The sequence below is a fragment of the Alicycliphilus denitrificans K601 genome, from assembly GCF_000204645.1.
Classification (GTDB): Bacteria; Pseudomonadota; Gammaproteobacteria; order Burkholderiales; family Burkholderiaceae_C; genus Alicycliphilus; species Alicycliphilus denitrificans.
On sequence record NC_015422.1, the window covers coordinates 4,724,738 to 4,745,820 of the forward strand.

Sequence of the window (21,083 nt, forward strand, 5' to 3'; positions counted from 1 at the left end):
GTACCCCCTACAACTGTGACGACAGGATGGCCGTGGCCTCGCTGGACAGCACGCCCCCGTTGCCATGCACCAGCGCGGTTTCCGCGCCGGCGACCTGCCTGGCCATGCCCTCGCCGCGCAGCTGCGTCACCGCCTCGATGATCAGGAAGATGCTGTACATGCCCGGGTGCACGCAGGAGAGCCCGCCGCCGTTGGTGTTCATGGGGAACGCGCCGCCCGGCTCGATGCGGCCGCCCTCGACGAAGGCGCCGCCCTCGCCCTTCCTGCAGAAGCCCAGGTCCTCCAGGAACAGGATGGGGTTGATGGTGAAGGCGTCGTAGAGCTCCACCACGTCGATGTCGCGCGGCTGCAGGCCCGCCTGCGCGAACGCCTTGCGCCCGGACTCCACGGCCGGGGTCACCGTAAGGTCTTCCATGCACGAGATCTGGCGATGCCAGTGCGCGAAGCCGCTGCCCAGCACGTAGATGGGCCTGGCGTGCAGTGCCTTGGCGCGCCGCGCCGAGGTGACGACGATGGCGCCCGCACCGTCCGTGACCAGGCAGCAGTCGAGCGCGGTGAACGGGTCCGAGATCATCCTGGCGTTGAGCACGTCGTCCACGCCGAGCGGTTTCTTGGAGAACGCGTCCGGGTTGAGCTGCGCCCACTTGCGCGCGGCCACCGCCACCTCGGCCAGCTGCCTGCGTGTCGTGCCGTACTCGTACATGTGCCGCGCCGCGGCCAGCGCGTAGCTGGAAACGGGGTTGAAGGCCTTGTACGGGTGCTCGTAGGGCTGCGGGTCGAGCTCGGCGCGCATCTGGTTGATGCGCGAGCTGCTGGGCGCGCTGCGCGGCGTGGCGCCGTAGCAGATGAGCACGTTCTCGCACTCGCCCGCGTCGATGGCCATCTGCGCGATCTTCAGGTCGGCGATGAAGGCCGAGCCGCCGAACATGGTGCTATCGGAGAAGCGCGGCCGTATCCCCAGGTACTCGGCCATGCGCATCACCCACCACGGCGAGGTGAGGCTGGAGGTGATGATGCCGTCGATGTCGGACTTGGCGAGGCCGCTGCGCTCTATCGCCAGGCAGGAGGCCCGGGCGATGATTTCCTGCTCGGTGGCGCCGCCGGCATGGCCCATGCCGGCCAGGCCCGTGCCCAGGATGGCGATGGAGCCGCGTGATGCGTGCGTATTCATGTCCGCACCTCCCCGCGCGCCGTGAAGACCAGCAGCGGCCCGTCCGCCATGGCATCGATGCGGGTGCGCACCGGCAGGCCGATGCGCACCTGCTCCACCGGCATGCCGACCACGCGGCTCATGAGGCGCGGGCCTTCTTCCAGATCGACCAGCACCACCGTGTAGTCCCCTTCCGCGCGGCGCACGATGGTCACCGAGTACACCGTGCCATTGCCCGAGGGCGCGACCCACTCAAGATCCTGCGAGCCGCAGTGCGGGCAGCACACGCGCGGGTAGAAGTGGAACCTGCCGCAGGACAGGCAGCGCGGAATTTCGAACCGCCCCTCGGCCAGCGCACCGAAGTAGCGCTGGTCGCAGGCACTGGCCACGGCCGATTGCGGCGCACCGATATCCGTCATGCGTTCACTCCTCCGCGCTGACGCCGGTTTCGAGCACGACGCGCTTCCACTTGGCGACCTCGGCCGCGACGAAGCTGCGCGTCTGCGCCAGGTCCTTCACGCCCAGCGGCTCGCTGTACTGCAGGCGCAGGCGCTCGGTCATCTCGGGCGAGTTCATGATCCTGTTGATCTCGCCGTTGAGCAGCGCGAGCACCGGCGCCGGCGTGCCGGCGGGGGCGTACAAGCCCAGCCAGGTATAGACGTCGAAGTCCTTGAACTGAGCGCCCGCCTCGCGCAGCGTCGGCAGCTCGGGGAACAGCTTGCTGCGCTCGGCCGCCAGGTTCGCGATCGGGCGCAGGCGGCCCGACGTGATGAAGGCCGACACGCTCATCGAGTCCTGCACCGCCATGGGGATCTGGCCCGCCACGGCATCGTTCGTCGCCGGCGCCGCGCCCTTGTACGGCACGTGGGTGAACTGGTAGCCCGTGACCTTGCGCAGCCACTCGCCGCCCAGGTGGGTGGAGCCCGCGGCCCCCGCGGTGCCGAAGGGGATGTTGGGCTGCTTCTTCGCCCAGGCCAGGAATTCCTGGGCATTCTTAGCCGGCACGCCGGGGTTCACCACGATCAGGTTGGGCGCCCTGGCCAGCACGGCCACGGGCTCCAGGCTCTTGAGCGGGTCGTAGCCCACCTTCTTCATCGCGGGCGCGATCACGTAGCCGGTCGCGCCCACCAGCAGGGTGTAGCCATCGGCGGACTGCCGGGCCACGTATTCCGTGCCCACCTGGCCCGCGCCGCCCGGGCGGTTTTCCACGACGAAGGGCTGCTTGAGCCTTTCCTGCAATTCCTTGGCCAGCGCGCGGCTGACGATGTCCGTCATGCCGCCCGGCGGAAAGGCCACGACCACCGTGACCGGCTTGGCCGGATAGGCGCCGCCTTGCGCGTGGGCCGGCATGGCCGAGGCCGCCAGGGCCAGGCCGCACAGCGCGGCGGCGCGGGCCATGGAGCGGGCCCTGTGGAACAGCGTGAAATCCATGTGTTGTCTCCTTGCGTGTTGTCTGGGTGCGCGACCGGCACCGCCGAACGCCTGATGCGGCGCTGCCCCAGTGTAGGAACGGCCCTGCGCCCGTTCCATCGCAAAGATTCGAACGCTGTCTTGGAGAATTTCGAACGGCCGGAGCCAGCCGCGCGGGGATCAGGCGCGGGTCATGGCGACCTGCGGGTCTTCGAGCAGGAAGTTCACGAACTCCGTGATGAAGCCCGGGAACCTGGCGTCCTGCCGCACGACCAGGCTCAGCTCGCGCAGGGCCCAGGGCTCGTCGAGCGGCAGGACCGCGACCTGATCCGGCTGCAGGCGGCCGCCGAGCACACTCCTGGGCATGAGCGCTATGCCCACGCCCGCGGCCACCAGCGACAGCACGGCGTCGAAGCCGTGCGCATGCAGGCGCGCGCGCACGGTCTTGCCGTACTTCTGCGCGGTATCGCGCAGGAACAGGTAGTTGCTGCTGGTGCGCGCCATGCAGACGAAGTCGAACTCCAGCGCCGCGCCCAGGCACAGGCTGGACTGCGAGGCCAGCACGTGGTCGCGCGGCGTGACGATGACCAGGCGGTCGACGGCATAGGGGTGGGTGGCCAGCCCCTGCACGGACGAAGGCCCCGCGAAGATGCCCACGTCAGCCTCGCGCGCGAGCACCGCCGCCGGGATGGTCTCGCTCTGGCGCTCCTCGATCTCCGCATCGATGCCCGGATAGGCGACCAGGAAGCGTCCCAGCGTCGGCGTCACGAAGCCGTTGAGGGAGCTGCTGTTGGCAATGAGCCGCACATGCCCCTTGACGCCCGAGATGAACCGGCCGACGTCGCTCTGCATGCGCTCCACGCCCTCGAACAGCTCGCGCACGTGCAGCAGCATCGCGTCGCCCGCGGGGGTCAGGTCCATGCCCCTGGGCGTGCGCTCGAACAGCGCCGTGCCCAGCGCCTGCTCCAGGTTCTTGAGCCGGTAGCTCGCGGCCGACGGCGTGATGAAGACCGCCGCGGCTCCCGCCGTCAGGCTGCGCGCCTGTGCGATCTCCAGGAACAGCCGCAGGTCCGAGAGCTCGTAGCGCATGGCGGCTACCCCTGGGACGGGGCCGTGGCGTTCAGCGCGGCAAGGCGCCCGGGCGTGCCCACGTCCGTCCAGCGCCCGCGGTAAAGCTCGCCCGTCACGCGCCCGGCATCCATGGCGCGGCGCAAGAGCGGCGCCAGCGGCGCGGCCAGGCCCTCGGGGTTGCCGGCGGGAATGTCGCACCAGGGCGCGGCGAACAGTTCGACGCGCAGCAGGGCGATGGTGCTGTAGGTGAAGCGCTCCCGCGCATCGCCCTCGGGCAGGTTCAGCACCAGCCCCTGCGGGGACAGGCCGAAGTCCCCGCGGGGGTGATGCGGCGGGTTCTCCACCAGCCACAGGTGGGCCAGCGCGCCGCCAGCGGCGAACCGCCGGGCGGCCTCGGGGTCGAAGCGGAAATCCGGCGCGAACACGTCGCCCGCCGCCAGCCAGAACACCGCGCCGCCCAGCAGCGGCAGCGCGCGCGCGATGCCGCCGGCCGTCTCCAGCGCGCGGCCGAAGTCGCGGCCCTCGTGCGAATATGAAATCGATAGCTGCTCGCGCCCGCCCAGTAATGGCCGGGGGCCAAAATGGCTTGAAATCTGCTCTCCCAGCCAGGCCGTGTTGACCACCACGCGCGCCACGCCGGCATCGGCCAGCGCCTGCAGGTGCCACTCCAGCAGCGGCCGGCCCTGCACCTGCAGCAAGGGCTTGGGGGTGTGGTCGGTGAGCGGGCGCATGCGCTCCCCGCGGCCGGCGGCCAGCAGCAGGGCGGGAGGCTGTGTGTGCATGGCCGCACTGTAGTGCATCGCCCTGCCGCCGGCGCTCCCTCTGGTGCACCCCGGTAAAATGCTGGGCTTTGCCCCAGCCCCTTTCCACTTTCATGGCCAATGCACAACAAATGGCGAATGCGATCCGCGCACTCGCAATGGATGCCGTTCAACAAGCCAACTCCGGCCACCCCGGCGCCCCCATGGGCATGGCCGACATGGCCGTGGCGCTGTGGGGCCGGCATCTGAAGCACAACCCCACCAACCCGCAGTGGATGGACCGCGACCGCTTCGTGCTGTCCAACGGCCACGCCTCGATGCTGCTGTACGCGCTGCTGCACCTCACGGGCTACGACCTGCCCCTGCAGGAGCTGAAGAACTTCCGCCAGCTGCACAGCAAGACCGCCGGCCACCCCGAGCACGGCATCACCCCGGGCGTGGAGACCACCACCGGCCCGCTGGGCCAGGGCGTGACCAACGCCGTGGGCTTCGCGCTGGCCGAGAAGCTGCTGGCCGCCGAGTTCAACCGCGAGGGCCACGCCATCGTGGACCACCACACCTACGTATTCCTGGGCGACGGCTGCCTCATGGAGGGCATCAGCCACGAGGCCGTGGGCCTGGCCGGCGCCTGGAAGCTGAACAAGCTGATCGCGCTGTACGACGACAACGGCATCAGCATCGACGGCCAGGTGGCGCCCTGGTTCATCGACAACACGCCCCAGCGCTTCGCCGCCTGCGGCTGGAACGTGATCGACGCCGTGGACGGGCACGACGTGGAGGCCGTGGCCGCCGCCATTGGCCAGGCCAAGGCCAGCGTGGACAAGCCCACGCTGATCGTCTGCAAGACCGCCATCGGCAAAGGCAGCCCCAACCGCGCCAACACCGCCAAGGCCCACGGCGAGCCCCTGGGCGCCGAGGAGATCAACCTCACGCGCGCCGCGCTGGGCTGGTCGCACGAGCCCTTCGCGATCCCCGAGTCCGTCTATGCCGACTGGGACGCCAAGGCCGCCGGCCAAGCCGCCGAGGCCGAGTGGACGCTGCGCTTCGCCGCCTACGAGGCCGCCTACCCCGAGCTGGCGTTCGAACTGTCCCGCCGCATGGCCGGCGACCTGCCCAAGCACTTCGCCCAGGTGGCCGTAGACACGGTGGTGGCGGCGCACACTGCAGGCCAGACCGTGGCCAGCCGCAAGGCCAGCCAGATCGCGCTGGAAGCCTTCACCGCCGCACTGCCCGAACTGCTGGGCGGCAGCGCCGACCTGACCGGCTCCAACCTCACCAACACCAAGAGCACGCCCGCGCTGCGCATGGAGGCCAGCGGCGCCGTCGCCAGGACCGAGGACGGCCAGGTAGGCCGCCACATCAATTACGGCGTGCGCGAGTTCGGCATGGCCGCCATCATGAACGGCATAGCGCTGCACGGCGGCTTCATCCCCTACGGCGGCACCTTCCTCACGTTCAGCGACTACAGCCGCAACGCCATCCGCATGGCCGCGCTGATGAAGCAGCGCGTGATCCACGTTTTCACGCACGACTCCATCGGCCTGGGCGAGGACGGTCCCACGCACCAGTCCATCGAGCATGCGGCCAGCCTGCGCCTGATCCCCGGCCTGGACGTCTGGCGCCCCGCCGACACGGCCGAGACCGCCGTGGCCTGGAGCGTGGCCCTGTCCAACCGCGACAAGCCCACGGCGCTGCTGCTCTCGCGCCAGAACCTGCCCTACGCACCGAAGAAGGACCTGGGCGACATCTCGCGCGGCGCCTACATCCTCTCGGAGCCGAAAGACATCGGCCTCAAGAAGAAAGCGCAGGCCGTGATCATCGCCACCGGCTCCGAGGTGCAGCTGGCCCTGGCCGCGCAGAAGCTCCTGGCCGTGCGCAAGATCGCCGTGCGCGTGGTCTCCATGCCCAGCACCACCGCCTTTGACCGCGAGGACGTGAAGTACAAGCAGCTCGTGCTGCCCGCCGGCCTGCCGCGCATCGCCGTCGAGATGGGCGTGACCGACGGCTGGTGGAAGTACGGATGCGCCGCCGTGGTCGGCATCGACACCTACGGCGAGTCGGCCCCGGCCGGCGTGCTGTTCAAGCACTTCGGCTTCACGGCCGAGAACGTAGCCGACACCGTGCGTGCCGCGCTGCAGCGCAAGCGCTGAAGTTTTTTTTTCATCCCTAGAGGCTTAACCATGACGATCAAGATTGGCATCAACGGCTTCGGCCGCATCGGCCGCAACGTGTTGCGCTCTGCCGTGCAGAACTTCTCCGACATCGAAGTCGTTGGCATCAACGACCTGCTGGAGCCCGACTACCTGGCCTACATGCTCAAGTACGACAGCGTGCACGGCCGCTTCAAGGGCGAGGTCGCGGTCGATGGCAACACGCTCATCGTCAACGGCAAGAAGATCCGCCTCACGCAGGAGCGCGACCCCGCCAACCTGAAGTGGAACGAGGTCGGTGCCGACATCGTGATCGAGTCCACCGGCCTGTTCCTGGACAAGGCCAGCGCCGAGAAGCACATCGCCGCCGGCGCCAAGAAGGTGCTGATGTCCGCCCCCTCCAAGGACGACACGCCGATGTTCGTGTTCGGCGTGAACCACAAGACCTACGACGGCCAGGCCATCATCAGCAACGCCAGCTGCACCACCAACTGCCTGGCCCCCGTGGCCAAGGTGCTGCACGACAAGTGGGGCATCAAGCGCGGCCTGATGACCACCGTGCACGCCGCCACCGCCACGCAGAAGACCGTGGACGGCCCGTCCAACAAGGACTGGCGCGGCGGCCGCGGCATCCTGGAGAACATCATCCCCAGCAGCACCGGCGCCGCCAAGGCCGTGGGCGTGGTGATCCCGTCGCTGAACAAGAAGCTGACCGGCATGTCCTTCCGCGTGCCCACCTCCGACGTATCGGTGGTGGACCTGACGGTGGAGCTGGAGAAGGAAGCCAGCTACGACGAGATCAAGGCCGAGATGAAGGCCCAGTCGCAGGGCGCCCTCAAGGGCGTGCTGGCCTACACCGAGGACAAGGTGGTGGCCACCGACTTCGTCGGCGAGACCCACACCTCGGTGTTCGACGCCGACGCCGGCATCGCCCTGGACAAGACCTTCGTGAAGGTCGTGGCCTGGTACGACAACGAGTGGGGCTACTCCAACAAGTGCCTGGAGATGGTGCGCGTGATGGCCGGCAAGTAAGCCGCTCGCACTCCCTGTACAGCGACGCGCCTTCGGGCGCGTTTTTTGTACCCTGCAAAAAGGGCCGCAGGCACATGGTGTGTCTGCGGCCCGTTCAGAGCCAAAACAGGGTCTAGCGCCCTTGCAGCAAGCGCAAGAAGCTACTTATTCGATAGCGATCCTTACTCTGCGGTGCGGATGGTCTCGCGCCCCTGGCGGTCCTTGGCGCGCGCGATGTCGTCGCCCAGCGAGCGCAGCAGCTTGTCGGCGGCGGCGGCGAAGGCATCGGCCACCTTGGGCGCCTCGGCATGGGCGGCCACGGGCTGGCGGCCGGCGGGGCGGGCCTCGATCACGCAGCGCTTGTCGACCGCGCCGGACTTGCCGCCGTCCACGTCGGACAGGAACACCTCCACGCGCGTCACATGCTCGCGAAAACGGGCCAGGCGGGTCGTGGCCTCTTCCTGCACCCAGCGCACCAGCGATTCGCCGCCCTGGATGTGGTCGTTGGTATGCACCTGAATTTGCATGTTTTCCTCCTTGGTGAAACCGGGGTGCGGATGCAGGCCCCATGCCGTCCATCATGCCCCACCCGGCAGCCGGCGGCTTGATTCGCATCAATTATTGGTAGCCGGCGAGCGCTTGGGGCCCGGGGCAGCGCTCTCCTACAGACTGGCCGGCGCTGCAGTGCTACAACCCTTGCATGTCTGCCCTCCATCCCACGGCCAGCCGGCTGAAGATCGGCCTGTCGGCCTGTTTCTCGCACGCCGACCCGGGCCGCTCGCTGTTCACCAACAAGACGCTGCAATACGTTGAGCAATCCATCGCGCACTGGATCATGTCGGCCGGCGCGCTGGTCGTGATGGTGCCCTGCCCCACGGGCGAGACGGCGCGCGGCGACGTCACGCTCAAGCACTACGCCGAATGGCTCGACGGCGTGGTCATGCACGGCGGCTCCGACGTGTGGCCCGGCAGCTACGGCGAGGTGCCGCTCAAGGACGCCTGGCTGGGCGACCGCGTGCGCGACCTGTACGACCTGGCCGTGGTCGAGGCGTTCGAGCAGCAGGGCAAGCCCATCTTCGGCGTGTGCCGGGGCCTGCAGCTCATCAACGTGGCCTTCGGCGGCACGCTCTACCAGGACATAGAGACCCAGCACCCCGGCGCCATGCAGCACCGCAACGCGACCGCCTACGACCAGCACTTCCACGAGGTGGACATCGTGCCCGGCACGCGCCTGGCGCGCCTGTACCCCGGCCAGCCGCGCGTGACGGTCAACAGCATTCACCACCAGGGGATCAAGAACCTCGCGCCGGGCTTCGACATCGAGGCCTGGAGCTACCCCGACGCGGTGCCCGAGGCCATCCGCCGCCGCCACGGCCACGGGCGCGGCTACATCGCGGCCACGCAATGGCACCCGGAGTTCCGCGCCGCGAGCGGTGCGATGCTGGACGACACGCCGCTGCTGCACGACTTCCTGGCCGCCTGCGCCGACGCGCGCGCACGCCCCCGGCCGGGCCACAGCCCGCTGCACATCCGCGACCGCGCGGAGCGCCTGCTGCGCCGCGCGCTGCTGCGGCAGCGCTGACTACCCGAAGTGCCGCGCCAGCAGCTCGCGCAGGATCTGGGCCGCGTTCCTGCTGAGCAGCGTGGCGGGCCGCGCCCGGGGGATGGCCAGTACCAGGCGGTTGCGCATGGACGGCGCGACGACGGCAGCCACGTGGACCTGCTCCGCGTAAGGCCAGGAGCGCACGGCGCTCTGCGGCAGCACGGTGTCGCCCACGCCGCGCGCCACCAGCGACAGTACCGTCTGCACGGAGTCCACCTCGGCCACGACCTTCAGGGCCATGTTGCGCGGCCGGGTGTGGCTTTCCAGCAATTGCCGCAGTGAATGCGGCCCGCTGGGCATCACCAGGCTGCGTCGGGCCACGGCCGCCAAGCGTATCTTCGATGGCACCGGCGCGGTGCTGATCAGCACGACGGGCTCGCGCAGCAGCGTCTCCAGCAGCAACTGCGGCGAGTGCGGCGGATCGAACAGGACCGCCAGGTCCACGCGCCCCGCCACCAGGGACTCGCGCAGGCGCACGCTGAGCCCTTCTTCCACCGTGATCGAGGCCTCCGGGAAGCGGGCCAGGAACTGCTGCACCAGATCCGCCGTGAGCACGTGCGCCACCCGCGGGGGCAGCCCCACCGTGACTCGGCCGCGCGGGCTGCGCTGGCGGTCCAGCATGTCGGCGCGCGCCTCCTCCCAGCGCGCGAAGACGGCTCGCGCATGCGCGAGCAGCGCCTCCCCCGAGGGCGTGAGCACCACGCCGCGCCCCGTCCTGTCGAACATGCGCTGGCCCAGCTCCTCCTCCAGCAGCAGAACCTGGCGGCTCAGCGCCGGCTGCGACATGGAAAGCGCCGCCGCGGCGCGGCTCAGGCTGCCGGCCTCTGCCACTGCCACGAAGTACTGCAGGCGGGTCAAGTCCATGTGCCGCGGGTGCTGATCCAGATGCATGCATTTTATTGATAGCTGCTATTGATCCGTATTTATGGCTTGCCGGGGGAACGCTACTCACAATCGCCCGCATCGCACCACTCGTTCACGGACATGAGCCACCCCGCCACCACCGTCGTGCAGACCTACGACCCGACGCCCAGCACGCCCCGGCTGCGCCTGCCGCCCGGCGCCTGCGACAGCCACGTGCATGTCTTCGGGCCGGCGGCCGAGTTCGCGTTCGCGCCGCAGCGCAGCTTCACGCCCGCCGACGCCGGCAAGGCCACCCTGTTCGCGCTGCACCGGCAGCTGGGCATCTCGCGCTGCGTCATCGTGCAATCGGCCTGCCATGGCTTCGACAACGCCGTGGTCGAGGACGCCATCGCGGCCGGCGGCGGCAACTATCTGGGCGTGGCGCTGGTGCCGCACACGGTGGATTCCCGAGAACTGCGGCGCCTGGCCGGCGCCGGCATGCGCGGCGTGCGCTTCAACTTCATGAAGCACCTGGCCAGCACTGCATCGGTGGACGACGTCCTGGCCCTCACGCCGCACCTGGCCGATGCCGGCATGCACCTGCAGGTGCACTTCGAGAGCAGTCTGGTGCACACGCTGGGCCCCCGGCTCGCCGAGAGCGCCGTGCCCGTGGTGATCGACCACATGGGGCGCGTGGACGCCACCCTGGGCGCCGGGCATCCCGACTTCGCGGCGCTGGAGCGCCTGCTGGACAACCCGCTGTTCCACGTCAAGGTCAGCGGCATCGACCGCATCGATGCCACGCCACCCTATGCGCACGGCATCCGCCTGGCCCGCCGCCTGCTGGAGCGCGCCCCGGAGCGCTGCCTCTGGGGCACGGACTGGCCACACCCCAACCACACGCACGTGCCGGACGATGGGCGGCTGGTGGACGCGCTGGCCGGGATCGCCCCCACGCCATCGGTGCTGCAGGCCCTGCTGGTGGACAACCCGGAACGCCTGTACCGCTTCAGCCAGGGCATCTCCGGCTGAACGCGCCCCCGCCTCCCTCCATCCACTCTTCCTTTACCCGACATGCCCTTCGACGCCACCACCCCCTGCAATCCCCACGGCCGCCTGGCCGGGAAGACCGCCTTTGTCACCGGCGCCGGCTCCGTCGGCGCCGGCTGGGGCAATGGCCGCGCCATCGCCGTGCGCTTTGCCCAGGAGGGCGCCAGGGTGTTCGGCGTGGACCGCGATCCCGCCCGCCTGCAGGAGACCGCCGAACTCATCCGCGGATGCGGCGGCACCTTCATCGCGGGCGCCTGCGACGTGACCCAGGGCTCCTCGGTGGCCGACGCCATCGCCCGGTGCGTCGACGCGCTGGGGCGGCTGGACGTCCTCGTCAACAACGTGGGCGGCTCTGCCAAGGGCGGCCCCGTGGAGATGAGCGAGGAGGTCTGGGACGCCCAGGTGGACTACAACCTCAAGAGCGTCTTTCTCACCTGCAAGCATGCGCTGCCGCACATGCTGGCGCAGGGCGGCGGCGCCATCGTGAACCTGTCGTCCACCTCGGGCATCCGCTGGACGGGCTCGGCCCAGGTGGCCTATGCCGCCACCAAGGCGGGCGTGATCCAGCTGTCGCGCGTGCTCGCCGTGCAGTACGCGAAGCAGGGCATCCGCGTGAACACCGTGGTGCCGGGCCAGCTGCACACCCCGATGGTGGAGGCCCGGCTGGCGGGCCAGCGCGCGGGCGGCGACGTGCAGGCGCTGCTGCAGGAGCGCCAATCGCGCATCCCGCTGCCCTTCATGGGCGACGGGCGCGACACGGCCAACGCCGCGCTGTACCTGGCCAGCGACGAGGCGCGCTTCGTGACCGGCACCGAAATCATCGTGGACGGCGGCATGTCCGTGCGCTGCGACTGACGGCGGCCCCGCCCCATTCCCCAGAGCCTTTCGAACCCACAACCGGAGACATTCCCATGCGCACCTTTTCACGCACCCGCCGCGCCATCGCATTGGCGCTGACCGGCCTGGCCCTGGGCAGCGCCGCCATGGCACAGCCCAAGGTCGTACGCCTCATCGTGGCCTTCCCGCCCGGCGGCCCGGTGGACTTCGTGGCCCGCACGATCTCCGATGCCCTGGGCAAGGAGCTGGGCAGCAACGTGATCATCGAGAACAAGCCCGGGGCCAACGGCGCCATCGCGGCCGACTTCGTGTCCCGCTCCGCGCCCGATGCGCAGACCCTGTGGCTCACGAGCGTGGGCGCCGTGGCCATCAACCCGTCCCTCTACCCCAAGCTGTCCTACGACCCGCTGCGCGACCTCACCCCCGTCTCCCTGGTGGTCAACAACGTGGAGATCCTGGTGGTGAATGCCAAGGCCCCTTACAACACGGGCGCCGAATTCGTGGCGGCCGCGCGCACCGCGGGCCAGCCGCTCACCATGGCCTCCTCCGGCACGGGCAGCGTGCCGCACCTGGCCATGGAGCTGCTCAACGAGAGCGCGAAGATCAAGCTGTCGCACATCCCCTACAAGGGCGCCGCGCCCGCCATCACCGACGTCATCGCCGGGCACGTGAACGGCTTCTTCGGGGACATCCCCGGCCTCGTGGGGCACATCGCCGCGGGCAAGCTCAAGCCCATCGGCGTGGCCGCGCCCAAGCGCCACCCACGCTTTCCCGACGTGAAGACCTTTGCCGAAATGGGCTTCCCCGGCGTGGACTCCGACAACTGGTATGCCCTGTTCGCCGCCAAGGGCACCCCTGCCGCCGAGGCGGAGCGCGTGAGCAAGGCCGTGCACCGCGCGCTGGCCCACCCCGAGGTGAAGTCCAGGCTGGAAGCCTCCGGCGCGGAGGTGGCCGGCTCCTCGCCCGCGCAGTTGAGCCAGCTGCTGCAACAGGACATCACGAAATGGGGGCGCGTCGTGCGCGCCAACCAGATCACGCCCGACTGAACCGCCACCACACCACCATCGCCATGCGCATAGAACCCGTCACCCCGGGCACCCGCCCCGAACTGGCCGAGCAGGAGGCCCGGATCATGGCCGAGCGGGGCCGCATCTCGCCGCTGTACCAGGTACTTCTCAACAGCCCGCCCATCGCCCACGGCTGGGAGCAGATGCTGTCGGCCGTGCGCAACCGCAGCAGCCTGCCTGCCGGCCTGCGCGAACTCGTCATCCTGCGCGTGGCGGTGCTCAACGGCGCGCCCTACGAGTTCGACGCCCACGTGCCCCACGCCCTCAAGGGCGGCTGCTCGCAGCAGGCCATCGACGCCACGCGCGAACAGCCGCTGCCCGCCACGGACGCCTGGAGCACCCGGGAGCGCCTGGCCTTGGAGCTGACCGACGCCATGACGCGCGACATCGTGGTGCCGGACGCGCTGTTCGCGCGCATCCGGCAGCATTTCGACGCGCAGGGCCAGGTGGACTTGGTCGCCACCATCGGCGCCTACAACATGGTCTCGCGCTTTCTCACCGCCTTTCACATCGGACACGCATGAGTCACCACGCACCGAACGCCGCCACCGCCCCTACCGACTTCCTGCTGGCCCAGCTGGTCTGGCCCGCCGCGGCCGGCGGCCCCCGGGACGTGATGGCACGCGCCGGCGCGGCGATCTCCCGGCTGCCGCCCGGCGCGCCCGCGCTGCGGCTGGTGCGCGGCGCCCGCGCCGTGCAGCCCCCCACCATATACCTGTATTACGCGCTGGACCAGCGCGCCAGCCTGGCGCCGCAGGATGCATGGCCGCTGGAGCAGGCGCTGGCCGCGGCCTTCTCCGGCGAGGCGGTGCAGGTCGCCGTCTCCCGGCTGGAGAAGGTCTTCGAGCGCGCCGGGCACTCCAGCGGCCAGGCGTGCGCCGCGCATTACGTGGTGGAGATGGACCCGCAAGAGGGCTGGATGCCCGAGATTTCCGCGTGGTACGACCAGGAGCACATGCCGGGCCTGGCCGCGGTACCGGGCTGCGCGCACGCGCAGCGCATGCTCAACCACGACCATGGGCCGCTGTCGCTCGCCTGCTACGACCTGGTGACCGAGGCCGCGCTGAATTCGCCGCCCTGGCTCGCGGTGCGCGCCACGGCCTGGAGCGACATTGCACGCCCTCACTTCACCAACACGAAGCGCACCATGTTCCAGCGCCTGCCCGATGCCCCGCCGGATCGGGGACGGTGCATGCAGGCATGCGCGGCGGTTTTTAGCAAAATCGGCATGTAGCGCTTATCCAGCAAGCGCTTACAGCTATTTCTTTTGAAGCGTCCGCGCACGGTGCTTGCGCGCCCAGATCACGATGCCGGTGACCGAGAGCATGGCCACCACGAGCCCCATGAACGACATGAGGATGCGCCCCGCCAGCCCCAGGATGCGGCCCGAGTGCAGCGGCAGCTGCAGCTGCACGAACACGTCGGCGGCGGTGCCGTGCCAGGGGCGGTGCGTGCCGAGCACCTCGCCCGTCCCGGAGCTGACGTAGACGTTCGACAGGCCCATGCCCATCGCGCCCGACTCGTCGCTCGGATCGAAGAACGAGACGTTGTAGAACGGAAAGTCGCCGCCGTACCAGATGCCGCCCGGCGGGTGCGCGAAGCCCAGGCGCTCGCCCTCGCGGCGCGCGATGGCGATGGCCTCGGCGAAGCCGATGCGCGGCGCGATGAAGGTGCCCATGGGCGCGGGCTTGAGGGTTTCGTAGGGCCCCGGCGTGGTCGTCGAGATCTTGCTCATCACCGGGTAGAACACCTCGCGGTAGAGGTTCAGCGAGAACGAGGTGAACGACACCACGATGATGACGCCCCACACCCACAGTCCCCCGGCGCGGTGCAGGTCGAAGTTGAGCCTGTAGCCACCCGCGCGCCAGCGCACCGCCCACGAGGGGCGCCAGCGGCTGGCCCAGGTGCGCGCCGAGCGCCTGCCCTGGCGCGGCGGGAAGGTGAGGTACAGCGCCACGAAGCTGTCGACCAGCCACACCAGCGCCACGCCGCCCATGAGCCAGACGCCCCAGCGGTCCGTGCCCCGGAAGGCGGGCATGTGCAGGCTCTCGTGCAGGTGGCGCAGCCAGGGCATGAGGTTGCGGCGGCTGAGCGCGATGCTGCGCGAGGCACGGTGGCCGGTGATGCGGGCCGTGACGGGATCGACGTAGACGGTGTTGTAGTCCAGCGCGTACCTGGCGCCCGTGGCCGGATCGGTGCGCGGCCGCACGAGGAAGGAGGCCGCGTGGCCCTCCTCCAGCCCCAGCGTCATGTAGCTCACCTCCACGCGCGGGTCGTCGGCCTCCACGGCGGCGGCCAGCCGCAGCGGGTCCTGCAGCGGGCCGCGGCCGGGCGTGCGCATGATGTCCGCGTTGAGCCACTCGTCGATCTCGTGGTCCCACGAGATCACCGCGCCGGAGAGCCCGGCGACGATGAGGAACAGGGCCACGGCGAGCCCCGCCCAGCGGTGCACGACCGTCCAGAAGGCGCGCATCAGAAATCGACGCTGGCCATGAGCGAGAAGGTGCGCGGCGCGCCCTGCACGAGGTAGCCGTAGGTGGTGTAGCCACCCACCGAGGCCCAGTAGCCGCGGTTGACCACGTTGTCCACGCGCGCGTTGAGCGTGACGAGCCTGCCGCCCACGTCCAGCAGGTAGCGCGCGCCCAGGTCCAGCCGCGTCCAGCCCGGCGCGCGCAGGGTGTTGGCCGCGTTGGCGTACTGTGCGCCGGTGTAGAGCACGCGCGCGTTGAGCGCGAGGCCGCTCACACCCGGCACGTCCCATTCGGCGCCCAGGTTGGCCTGGCTGCGCGGCACGCCCACCACGCGGTTGCCGTCGAAGGCGCCGCCCGCCGTGGTCAGGTACTTGGCATCCAGCAGCGTCAGGCCGCCGAGCACGCGCAGGCCCTTGGCGGGCTCGCCGAACACGTTGAACTCCAGCCCCCGGTTGCGCTGCTTGCCGAACACGCCGTAGACGTTGCCCACCACGTAGGCGCTGGGCATGTCGGTCGTGAAGAAGGCGGCGCTGGCGCCGATGTGGCCGCCGTCGTACTTGAGGCCCACTTCCTTCTGGCGCGTGACGTAGGGCGCGAACACTTCGCCGGCATTGGCGACGGGCTGCCCGCCGCTGACCACCGGGGCGGAGCCGCCCTTGGCCAGCCCTTCGATGTAGTTGGCATAGACCGACACTTCGGGGCGCAGCTTGAACACGATGCCGCCCACCGGGGTCACGCGGCTCTTGTCGTAGCTGCCGGAGCTGGCGCCGATCGTGGCGTCGAAGCCGTCCACCTTGATGGTCTGGTGGCGCAGGCCCAGCGTGACCAGCAGGCGCTCGTCCAGGAAGGCCATGGTGTCGGCCAGCGCCAGGCTGCCGGTCTTGATGCGCTCGGTCTCGCGCGGGCTGCCCAGCGTGCCGCCGAAGCCGGTCAGGGCCGGCGGGGTCAGCGCCACGGGGTGGTAGATGTTGTTGGTCTGGCCCGTGGCGTAGTTGTAGCCCCAGGCGTTGCGCTCGCTGGAGTCGAAGGCCGTGAGCGACGCCACGGCCGTGTGCTTGACCGCGCCGGTCTCGAACTTGCCGCGCACGCCCAGCTCGCCGGTCTTGATGTGGTTCTCGCGCGTGTTGTCGAAGCGGTTGAGCGTGGCGTTGCCCGTGCCGCTCGACAGCGTCAGGCCCGACAGGGAATTGTCTTCCTTGCCGCGGCGCATGCCCAGGGCGGCCCAGCCCGTCCACTGGTCGCTGAAATCGAACTCGCCGCGCACGGTGCCGAACAGGTCGCGGCTGTTGGAGTACGTCCAGGGCTGTGCATAGTTGGCCTTGGCATCGGGCACGGCCGGCATTGGCAGGCTGGCCGTGGGCGTGACTGCGGGCCGGGGTGCGCTCAGCTTGTGTTCCTGCCAGCCCAGGTCGGCCGACAGGCGTGTGCGGCTGCTGCGCCAGTCCAGGCCAAGCGAGCCCACGGTGGTGCGCGTGTCCTCGTTGTCCACGCCCGTGTCGCCGCTGCGCCGCGCCAGGTTCAGGCGCACGCCCGTGGCGCTGTCCGGGCCGAAGCGGCGGGAGAGGTCGGTGGCCGCGTAGAGCTGCCCGCCGCTGGCCACGCCCACGGCCACGCGGCTGAGCGGCTCGTTGCTTGCGCGCTTGGGCACCACGTTGATGAGGCCGCCCAGGCCGCCGCCGCTCACGCTGCCCGCGCCCGATCCGCTCAGGAAGGCGTTCGCGCCGCGGAACACCTCCACGCGCTCGACGAACTCGGTGGCCATGTACTGGCGCGGCACCAGGCCATAGAGCCCGTTGTAGGCCACGTCGTCCGAATACAGCGTGAAGCCGCGCACGAAATACGTCTGCTGGAAGTTGCCGAAGCCACGCGCCTGGCGCACGCCGGCGTCGTTGAGCAGCACGTCGCCCACGCTTTTCGCCTGCTGGTCCTGGATCAGCTCGCTGGTGTAGCTGGTGGCAGAGAACGGCGTGTCCATCATGTCCTGCGTGCCCAGCACGCCCACGCGCGCGCCGCGCGCCACCTGCCCGCCCGCGTAGGGCTTGGCCAGGCCCTGGGCCGACGCGTCGGCGCTGGCCTCCACGGTCACGGTGGCCAGGGAGGGCGCGCTGTCGGTGGCCTGCGCCTGCGCGCCGGCGGCGTCCGCCGCGAGCGCCAGGCCCACGGCCGCCGCGGCGGGCAGCAGCGGGAAGCGGATGATGTTCGGATACATGATAAAAAGACGATTGAGAAAGATTCGCAATTATCTTTCAACAACCGGCTTTAGGAATTTATGAGACAAACAACGTCTCAGCCCAATAGGGAAAAGCGCAGGCAGCTCACTTTTACATAGCGAACTGCCTCGCGATCACATCAGTGGTGGTGCCCGTGCCCGCCATGCACGTGGCGGTGTGCGATCTCCTCGGACGTGGCGGCGCGCACCTCGGTCACCTTGCAGGCGAAGCGCAGCGCGTGGCCGGCCAGCGGGTGGTTGCCGTCCAGGTGCACCACGGGGCCCTTGATCTTGACCACGTGGAACATCTGGGGCCGCCCGTCGGCGCCCGGGCCCTGGAGCTGGCCGCCCACCTTCACGCCGGGCGGGAATTCGCTCTTGGGAATGGTGCGCACCAGGCTCTCGTCGCGCGGGCCGAAGGCGTCCTCCACGGCCAGATCGACCGTGGCGGCATGGCCCGCGGCCTGGCCTTCGAGCGCGGCCTCGACCTTGGGGAAGATGTTCTCGTACCCGCCGTGCAGGTAGGCCACGTGGCCGGAGTCGAGCGGCTTGCCGGTGGCGGGGTCGGTGATCTTGTAGCTGATGGTGACGGCGGTGTCTTTGGCGATGTGCATGGCGCGCGGTTCAAGAAAAAAGAATGCGCCATTGTCCCGCACGCGCGCCGCACGTCACTCAAGCCTCACGCCCGTGGCCTGGACCACCTTGCGCCATTTCTCCACGTCGGCCGCGATGTCGCGCGCGAACGCCTCGGGCTTGTTGGCCACGGGCTCGGCGCCCAGGTCGCGCAGCTGCCTGGCCACCTCGGGCTGCTGCACGGCCTGCGCCACGGCCGATTGCAGCGTGTCGAGTACCGACTTGGGCGTGCCCGCAGGCGCCAGCAGGCCAAACCAGCCCGAGACCTCGTAGCCCGGCACGCCGCTCTCGGCCACCGTGGGAATGTCGGGTGCGCCGGGCCAGCGCTGCGGCGTGGTCACGGCCAGCGCGCGCACCTTGCCGCCGCGCACGAAGCCGATGGTGGACGGCAGGTTGTCGAAGCCCGCCTGGATCTGCCCGCCGATCAAATCGGTGAGCATGGGCGCGGCGCCCTTGTAGGGCACGTGCGCCATGTCCACGCCGGCCATCATCTTGAGCAACTCGGCGCTCATGTGCGGCGAGCCGCCGGGGCTGGTGGAGCCGAAGTTGATCTTGCCCGGCTGCGCCTTGGCCAGCGCCAGCAGCTCGCCCAATGTCTTGGCGGGCACGCTCGGGTGCACCACGACGATGTTGGGCGTGCTGGCGACCACGGTGACGGGCGCGAAGTCCTTCACCGCGTCGTAGGGCAGGTTCTTCTGCAGCGCGGAGTTGATGCCGTGCGAGCTGGCCGTGCCCATGACCAGCGTGTAGCCGTCGGGCGCGGACTGGGCCACGGCCACCGCGCCGATGGCGCCGCTCGCGCCCGCGCGGTTCTCCACCACGAAGGGCTGCCTGAGCCGCTCGGCCAGCTGCGCGGCGGCGATGCGCGCGATGATGTCCGTGGTACCGCCCGCCGGGTAGGGCACGATGATGCGCACCGGCTTGGCGGGGTAGCTCTGGGCATGGGCCAGCGCGGCGCAGGCCCAGAGGGCCAGGGCCGCGAGCGTGCGAAGGATCCTGAAGGTCATGGGGTTGTCTCCTTGCTTGTTGTGGGGGATGTCAGGCGGGCGCGCGACTGCGCAGCAGTGGCGCCAGCTCCTCGGGCACATCGAGCTCGAAGCCCAGGATGGCCGCCGACAACGCCTTGCCGTAGTTGTCCAGCGACAGGCTGCGCGAAACGCCGCCGCCCAGGGCGCCGTGCGCGACGAAGTTGAGTGCGTGCAGGTTCTGCGCCTCGTAGCGCAGCACCTCGCCGGTGATGGCCTCGCGGTGAAAGGCCTTGAAGCGCTCGGCGGTCAGTTGCTCCTTGAGCAGCGGATACAGCGCGGGTTCGTAGGCGAACACGGCGATGTTGGAGGTGTTGCCCTTGTCGCCCGAGCGCGTGTGGGCCACCTGTTCCAGTCGTGCCTTCATGGCGGTCGCTCCTCGTGTTCAGCTCGTGAAATGGTCGATGTGCGCCGCCACCTGCCCGCGCGGCACGAGCGAGGACCACACGCCGATGACCTCGCGCGTGCGCTCCTGGTGCGGCACGCGCTTGCCGGTGTGGCCCACGCCGGAGACGGCCATGCCGTCCACCTCGCGGCCGACCTTCACGGCCTCCTCGCGCGTGCGGGTGCGCGCGGCCACGCGCACGGCGACCTCGTAGGGCTCGGGCGCATCGGGCGGCGTGGCCGCACCGTGGATGGCGTTCAGGCCCAGGAAGTCGATGCGCACCTCCTCGGCGTCGAGCTGCACGATCCTGAAGCGCTCCTCCAGGATCTTCTTGGCAAGCTGCGCGCGGCGCAGCGCGCCGGGGCCGGCGTAGAAGAACATGTCTTCGCCGATGAAGCCCTCGGTGCATCCCATCGAGACCTTGAGCGTGGGCGTGCGCGGCTTGCCCGCGAGGCCGGTCACGCGCACGCGGTCGGGGCCCAGCGGCTCGATGCGCGCGCGGGTGAAGTCCACCACCACGTCGGGCGTGATGTAGTTGGCTGGGTCGTGCACCTCGTAGAGCATCTGCTCCTTGACCGTCTGCGCGGTGATCGCGCCGCCCGTGCCCGCCACCTTGGTGAGCGTGACGTTGCCCTGCGCATCCACCTCGGCGATGGGGAAGGCAAGGTTCCACGGCTCGGGCACGTCCTTGAGGCCCGGGTCGGCGAAGTAGCCGCCCGTCACCTGCGCGCCGCATTCGAGCAGGTGGCCGATGCCGCTGCCCGCGCCGATCTTCTCGTGGTCCAGCGGGTCCCAGCCGAACTCGTACACCATGGGCGCGAGGAACAGCGACGGGTCGGCCACGCGGCCCGTCACCACGATCTGCGCGCCCTCGCGCAGCGCCTGCACGATGGGCTCGGCGCCCATGTAGGCCTCGGCGGAGATCAGCGTGTCCTTCAGCGTGGCCGTCGGCTGGCCGTTTTCGAGGATGGTGGGCGCCAGTTCCAGCACGCGGTCGGTGATGAGGCTGCCACCCACGGCCGCCACCTTCACGCCCCTGATGCCCAGCTCGCGCAGCAGCTCCACGATGCGCCGGGCCGCGCCCTGCGGGTTGATCCAGCCCTGGTTGGAGACGATGCGCGTGCCCCGGCGCATGCAGGCGGGCAGCACGGCGCGCATGCGGTCGTCCAGGTAGGTGTCGTAGCCGGGGAAGCCGGGATCGCGCCGCGCGCGCACCTGCGCGGCCGACACGGTGGCCTCGGCCATGGTCTCGAAGCACAGGTAGTCCAGGTCGCCGTGCTCGGCGTTGAGCTGCGCGGGCTCCACGCGGTCGCCCCACCAGGCCGCGCCCGAGCCGATGCGCAGCAGCTTGTTCTCACTCATTCGCGTTGTCTCCGTTCTGGGTATAGCGGGGCATTCTGTAGAGTG

General features: G+C 69.9%; 21 protein-coding genes. 8 read left to right on the forward strand and 13 right to left on the reverse strand.

Annotated features, from left to right (window positions below; translation table 11 throughout):
- Nucleotides 1–7: 7 nt before the first annotated feature.
- From ALIDE2_RS22345 to ALIDE2_RS22365, 5 genes are all read right to left on the reverse strand, one after another.
- Entirely contained in the window at nt 8–1,171 is a 1,164-nt protein-coding gene (locus ALIDE2_RS22345) for a thiolase (RefSeq protein ID WP_013520907.1), read from the reverse strand.
- Nucleotides 1,168–1,569 (reverse strand): Zn-ribbon domain-containing OB-fold protein, encoded by a 402-nt coding sequence (locus ALIDE2_RS22350; RefSeq protein WP_013520908.1) that lies wholly within the window; start codon nt 1,567–1,569, stop codon nt 1,168–1,170. Before ALIDE2_RS22350 ends, ALIDE2_RS22345 begins: the two co-directional genes overlap by 4 nt.
- Before the next feature lie 4 nt (nt 1,570–1,573).
- Nucleotides 1,574–2,581 carry a tripartite tricarboxylate transporter substrate binding protein gene (locus ALIDE2_RS22355; RefSeq protein WP_013520909.1) on the reverse strand — a complete coding sequence of 336 codons (1,008 nt, stop codon included), beginning with the start codon at nt 2,579–2,581 and terminating at the stop codon, nt 1,574–1,576.
- 159 nt (nt 2,582–2,740) lie between these two features.
- A complete protein-coding gene (locus tag ALIDE2_RS22360) occupies nt 2,741–3,649 on the reverse strand; it encodes a LysR family transcriptional regulator (RefSeq protein ID WP_013520910.1) in 909 nt (302 codons plus the stop codon).
- Between the two features lie 5 nt (nt 3,650–3,654).
- Entirely contained in the window at nt 3,655–4,431 is a 777-nt protein-coding gene (locus ALIDE2_RS22365; RefSeq protein ID WP_013520911.1) for a nucleotidyltransferase family protein, read from the reverse strand.
- A 74-nt stretch (nt 4,432–4,505) separates the two neighbouring features.
- Between ALIDE2_RS22365 and tkt the strand changes: the two genes are divergently transcribed.
- Nucleotides 4,506–6,542, forward strand: coding sequence for a transketolase (gene tkt / locus ALIDE2_RS22370; RefSeq protein ID WP_013520912.1), 2,037 nt, complete (start codon nt 4,506–4,508; stop codon nt 6,540–6,542).
- 30 nt (nt 6,543–6,572) lie between these two features.
- Nucleotides 6,573–7,574, forward strand: coding sequence for a type I glyceraldehyde-3-phosphate dehydrogenase (gene gap / locus ALIDE2_RS22375; protein ID WP_013520913.1), 1,002 nt, complete (start codon nt 6,573–6,575; stop codon nt 7,572–7,574).
- A gap of 161 nt (nt 7,575–7,735) precedes the next feature.
- On the opposite strand, the gene ALIDE2_RS22380 is transcribed toward gap, so the two are convergent.
- A complete protein-coding gene (locus tag ALIDE2_RS22380) occupies nt 7,736–8,080 on the reverse strand; it encodes an HPF/RaiA family ribosome-associated protein (RefSeq protein ID WP_013520914.1) in 345 nt (114 codons plus the stop codon).
- Nucleotides 8,081–8,253: 173 nt separating this feature from the next.
- Here ALIDE2_RS22380 and ALIDE2_RS22385 point away from each other — a divergent pair, with 173 nt between their 5' ends.
- Nucleotides 8,254–9,135 (forward strand): gamma-glutamyl-gamma-aminobutyrate hydrolase family protein, encoded by an 882-nt coding sequence (locus ALIDE2_RS22385; RefSeq protein WP_013723214.1) that lies wholly within the window; start codon nt 8,254–8,256, stop codon nt 9,133–9,135.
- Here the strand turns inward: ALIDE2_RS22385 and ALIDE2_RS22390 are convergent, their stop codons facing one another.
- A complete protein-coding gene (locus tag ALIDE2_RS22390; RefSeq protein WP_013723215.1) occupies nt 9,136–10,020 on the reverse strand; it encodes a LysR family transcriptional regulator in 885 nt (294 codons plus the stop codon).
- A gap of 120 nt (nt 10,021–10,140) precedes the next feature.
- On the opposite strand from ALIDE2_RS22390, the gene ALIDE2_RS22395 reads away from it, so the two are divergent.
- Genes ALIDE2_RS22395 through ALIDE2_RS22415 form a run of 5 tightly spaced genes read left to right on the forward strand, consistent with a single transcriptional unit; the run spans nt 10,141 to nt 14,187 of the window.
- Entirely contained in the window at nt 10,141–11,031 is an 891-nt protein-coding gene (locus ALIDE2_RS22395) for an amidohydrolase family protein (protein WP_013723216.1), read from the forward strand.
- A gap of 42 nt (nt 11,032–11,073) precedes the next feature.
- A complete protein-coding gene (locus tag ALIDE2_RS22400; protein WP_013520918.1) occupies nt 11,074–11,904 on the forward strand; it encodes an SDR family NAD(P)-dependent oxidoreductase in 831 nt (276 codons plus the stop codon).
- Nucleotides 11,905–11,960: 56 nt separating this feature from the next.
- A complete protein-coding gene (locus ALIDE2_RS22405; RefSeq protein ID WP_013520919.1) occupies nt 11,961–12,932 on the forward strand; it encodes a Bug family tripartite tricarboxylate transporter substrate binding protein in 972 nt (323 codons plus the stop codon).
- A 23-nt stretch (nt 12,933–12,955) separates the two neighbouring features.
- A complete protein-coding gene (locus ALIDE2_RS22410) occupies nt 12,956–13,477 on the forward strand; it encodes a carboxymuconolactone decarboxylase family protein (RefSeq protein WP_013520920.1) in 522 nt (173 codons plus the stop codon).
- Entirely contained in the window at nt 13,474–14,187 is a 714-nt protein-coding gene (locus ALIDE2_RS22415) for a hypothetical protein (protein WP_013520921.1), read from the forward strand. The genes ALIDE2_RS22410 and ALIDE2_RS22415 overlap by 4 nt, the downstream gene beginning before the upstream one ends.
- Before the next feature lie 24 nt (nt 14,188–14,211).
- On the opposite strand, the gene ALIDE2_RS22420 is transcribed toward ALIDE2_RS22415, so the two are convergent.
- The 6 genes from ALIDE2_RS22420 to ALIDE2_RS22445 form a co-directional block, all read right to left on the reverse strand.
- Nucleotides 14,212–15,426, reverse strand: a complete 1,215-nt coding sequence (locus ALIDE2_RS22420; protein WP_013520922.1) for a PepSY-associated TM helix domain-containing protein — start codon at nt 15,424–15,426, stop codon at nt 14,212–14,214.
- Entirely contained in the window at nt 15,426–17,633 is a 2,208-nt protein-coding gene (locus ALIDE2_RS22425; protein ID WP_013723217.1) for a TonB-dependent receptor, read from the reverse strand. The genes ALIDE2_RS22420 and ALIDE2_RS22425 overlap by 1 nt, the downstream gene beginning before the upstream one ends.
- A gap of 140 nt (nt 17,634–17,773) precedes the next feature.
- On the reverse strand, nt 17,774–18,247 hold the full coding sequence (locus ALIDE2_RS22430) for an FKBP-type peptidyl-prolyl cis-trans isomerase (protein WP_013520924.1): 474 nt from the start codon (nt 18,245–18,247) through the stop codon (nt 17,774–17,776).
- Between the two features lie 54 nt (nt 18,248–18,301).
- Entirely contained in the window at nt 18,302–19,273 is a 972-nt protein-coding gene (locus ALIDE2_RS22435) for a Bug family tripartite tricarboxylate transporter substrate binding protein (protein WP_013723218.1), read from the reverse strand.
- Between the two features lie 31 nt (nt 19,274–19,304).
- Nucleotides 19,305–19,658, reverse strand: coding sequence for an AtuA-related protein (locus ALIDE2_RS22440; protein ID WP_013520926.1), 354 nt, complete (start codon nt 19,656–19,658; stop codon nt 19,305–19,307).
- A gap of 18 nt (nt 19,659–19,676) precedes the next feature.
- Nucleotides 19,677–21,038, reverse strand: coding sequence for an acyclic terpene utilization AtuA family protein (locus ALIDE2_RS22445; RefSeq protein WP_013520927.1), 1,362 nt, complete (start codon nt 21,036–21,038; stop codon nt 19,677–19,679).
- Between the last annotated feature and the right edge of the window lie 45 nt (nt 21,039–21,083).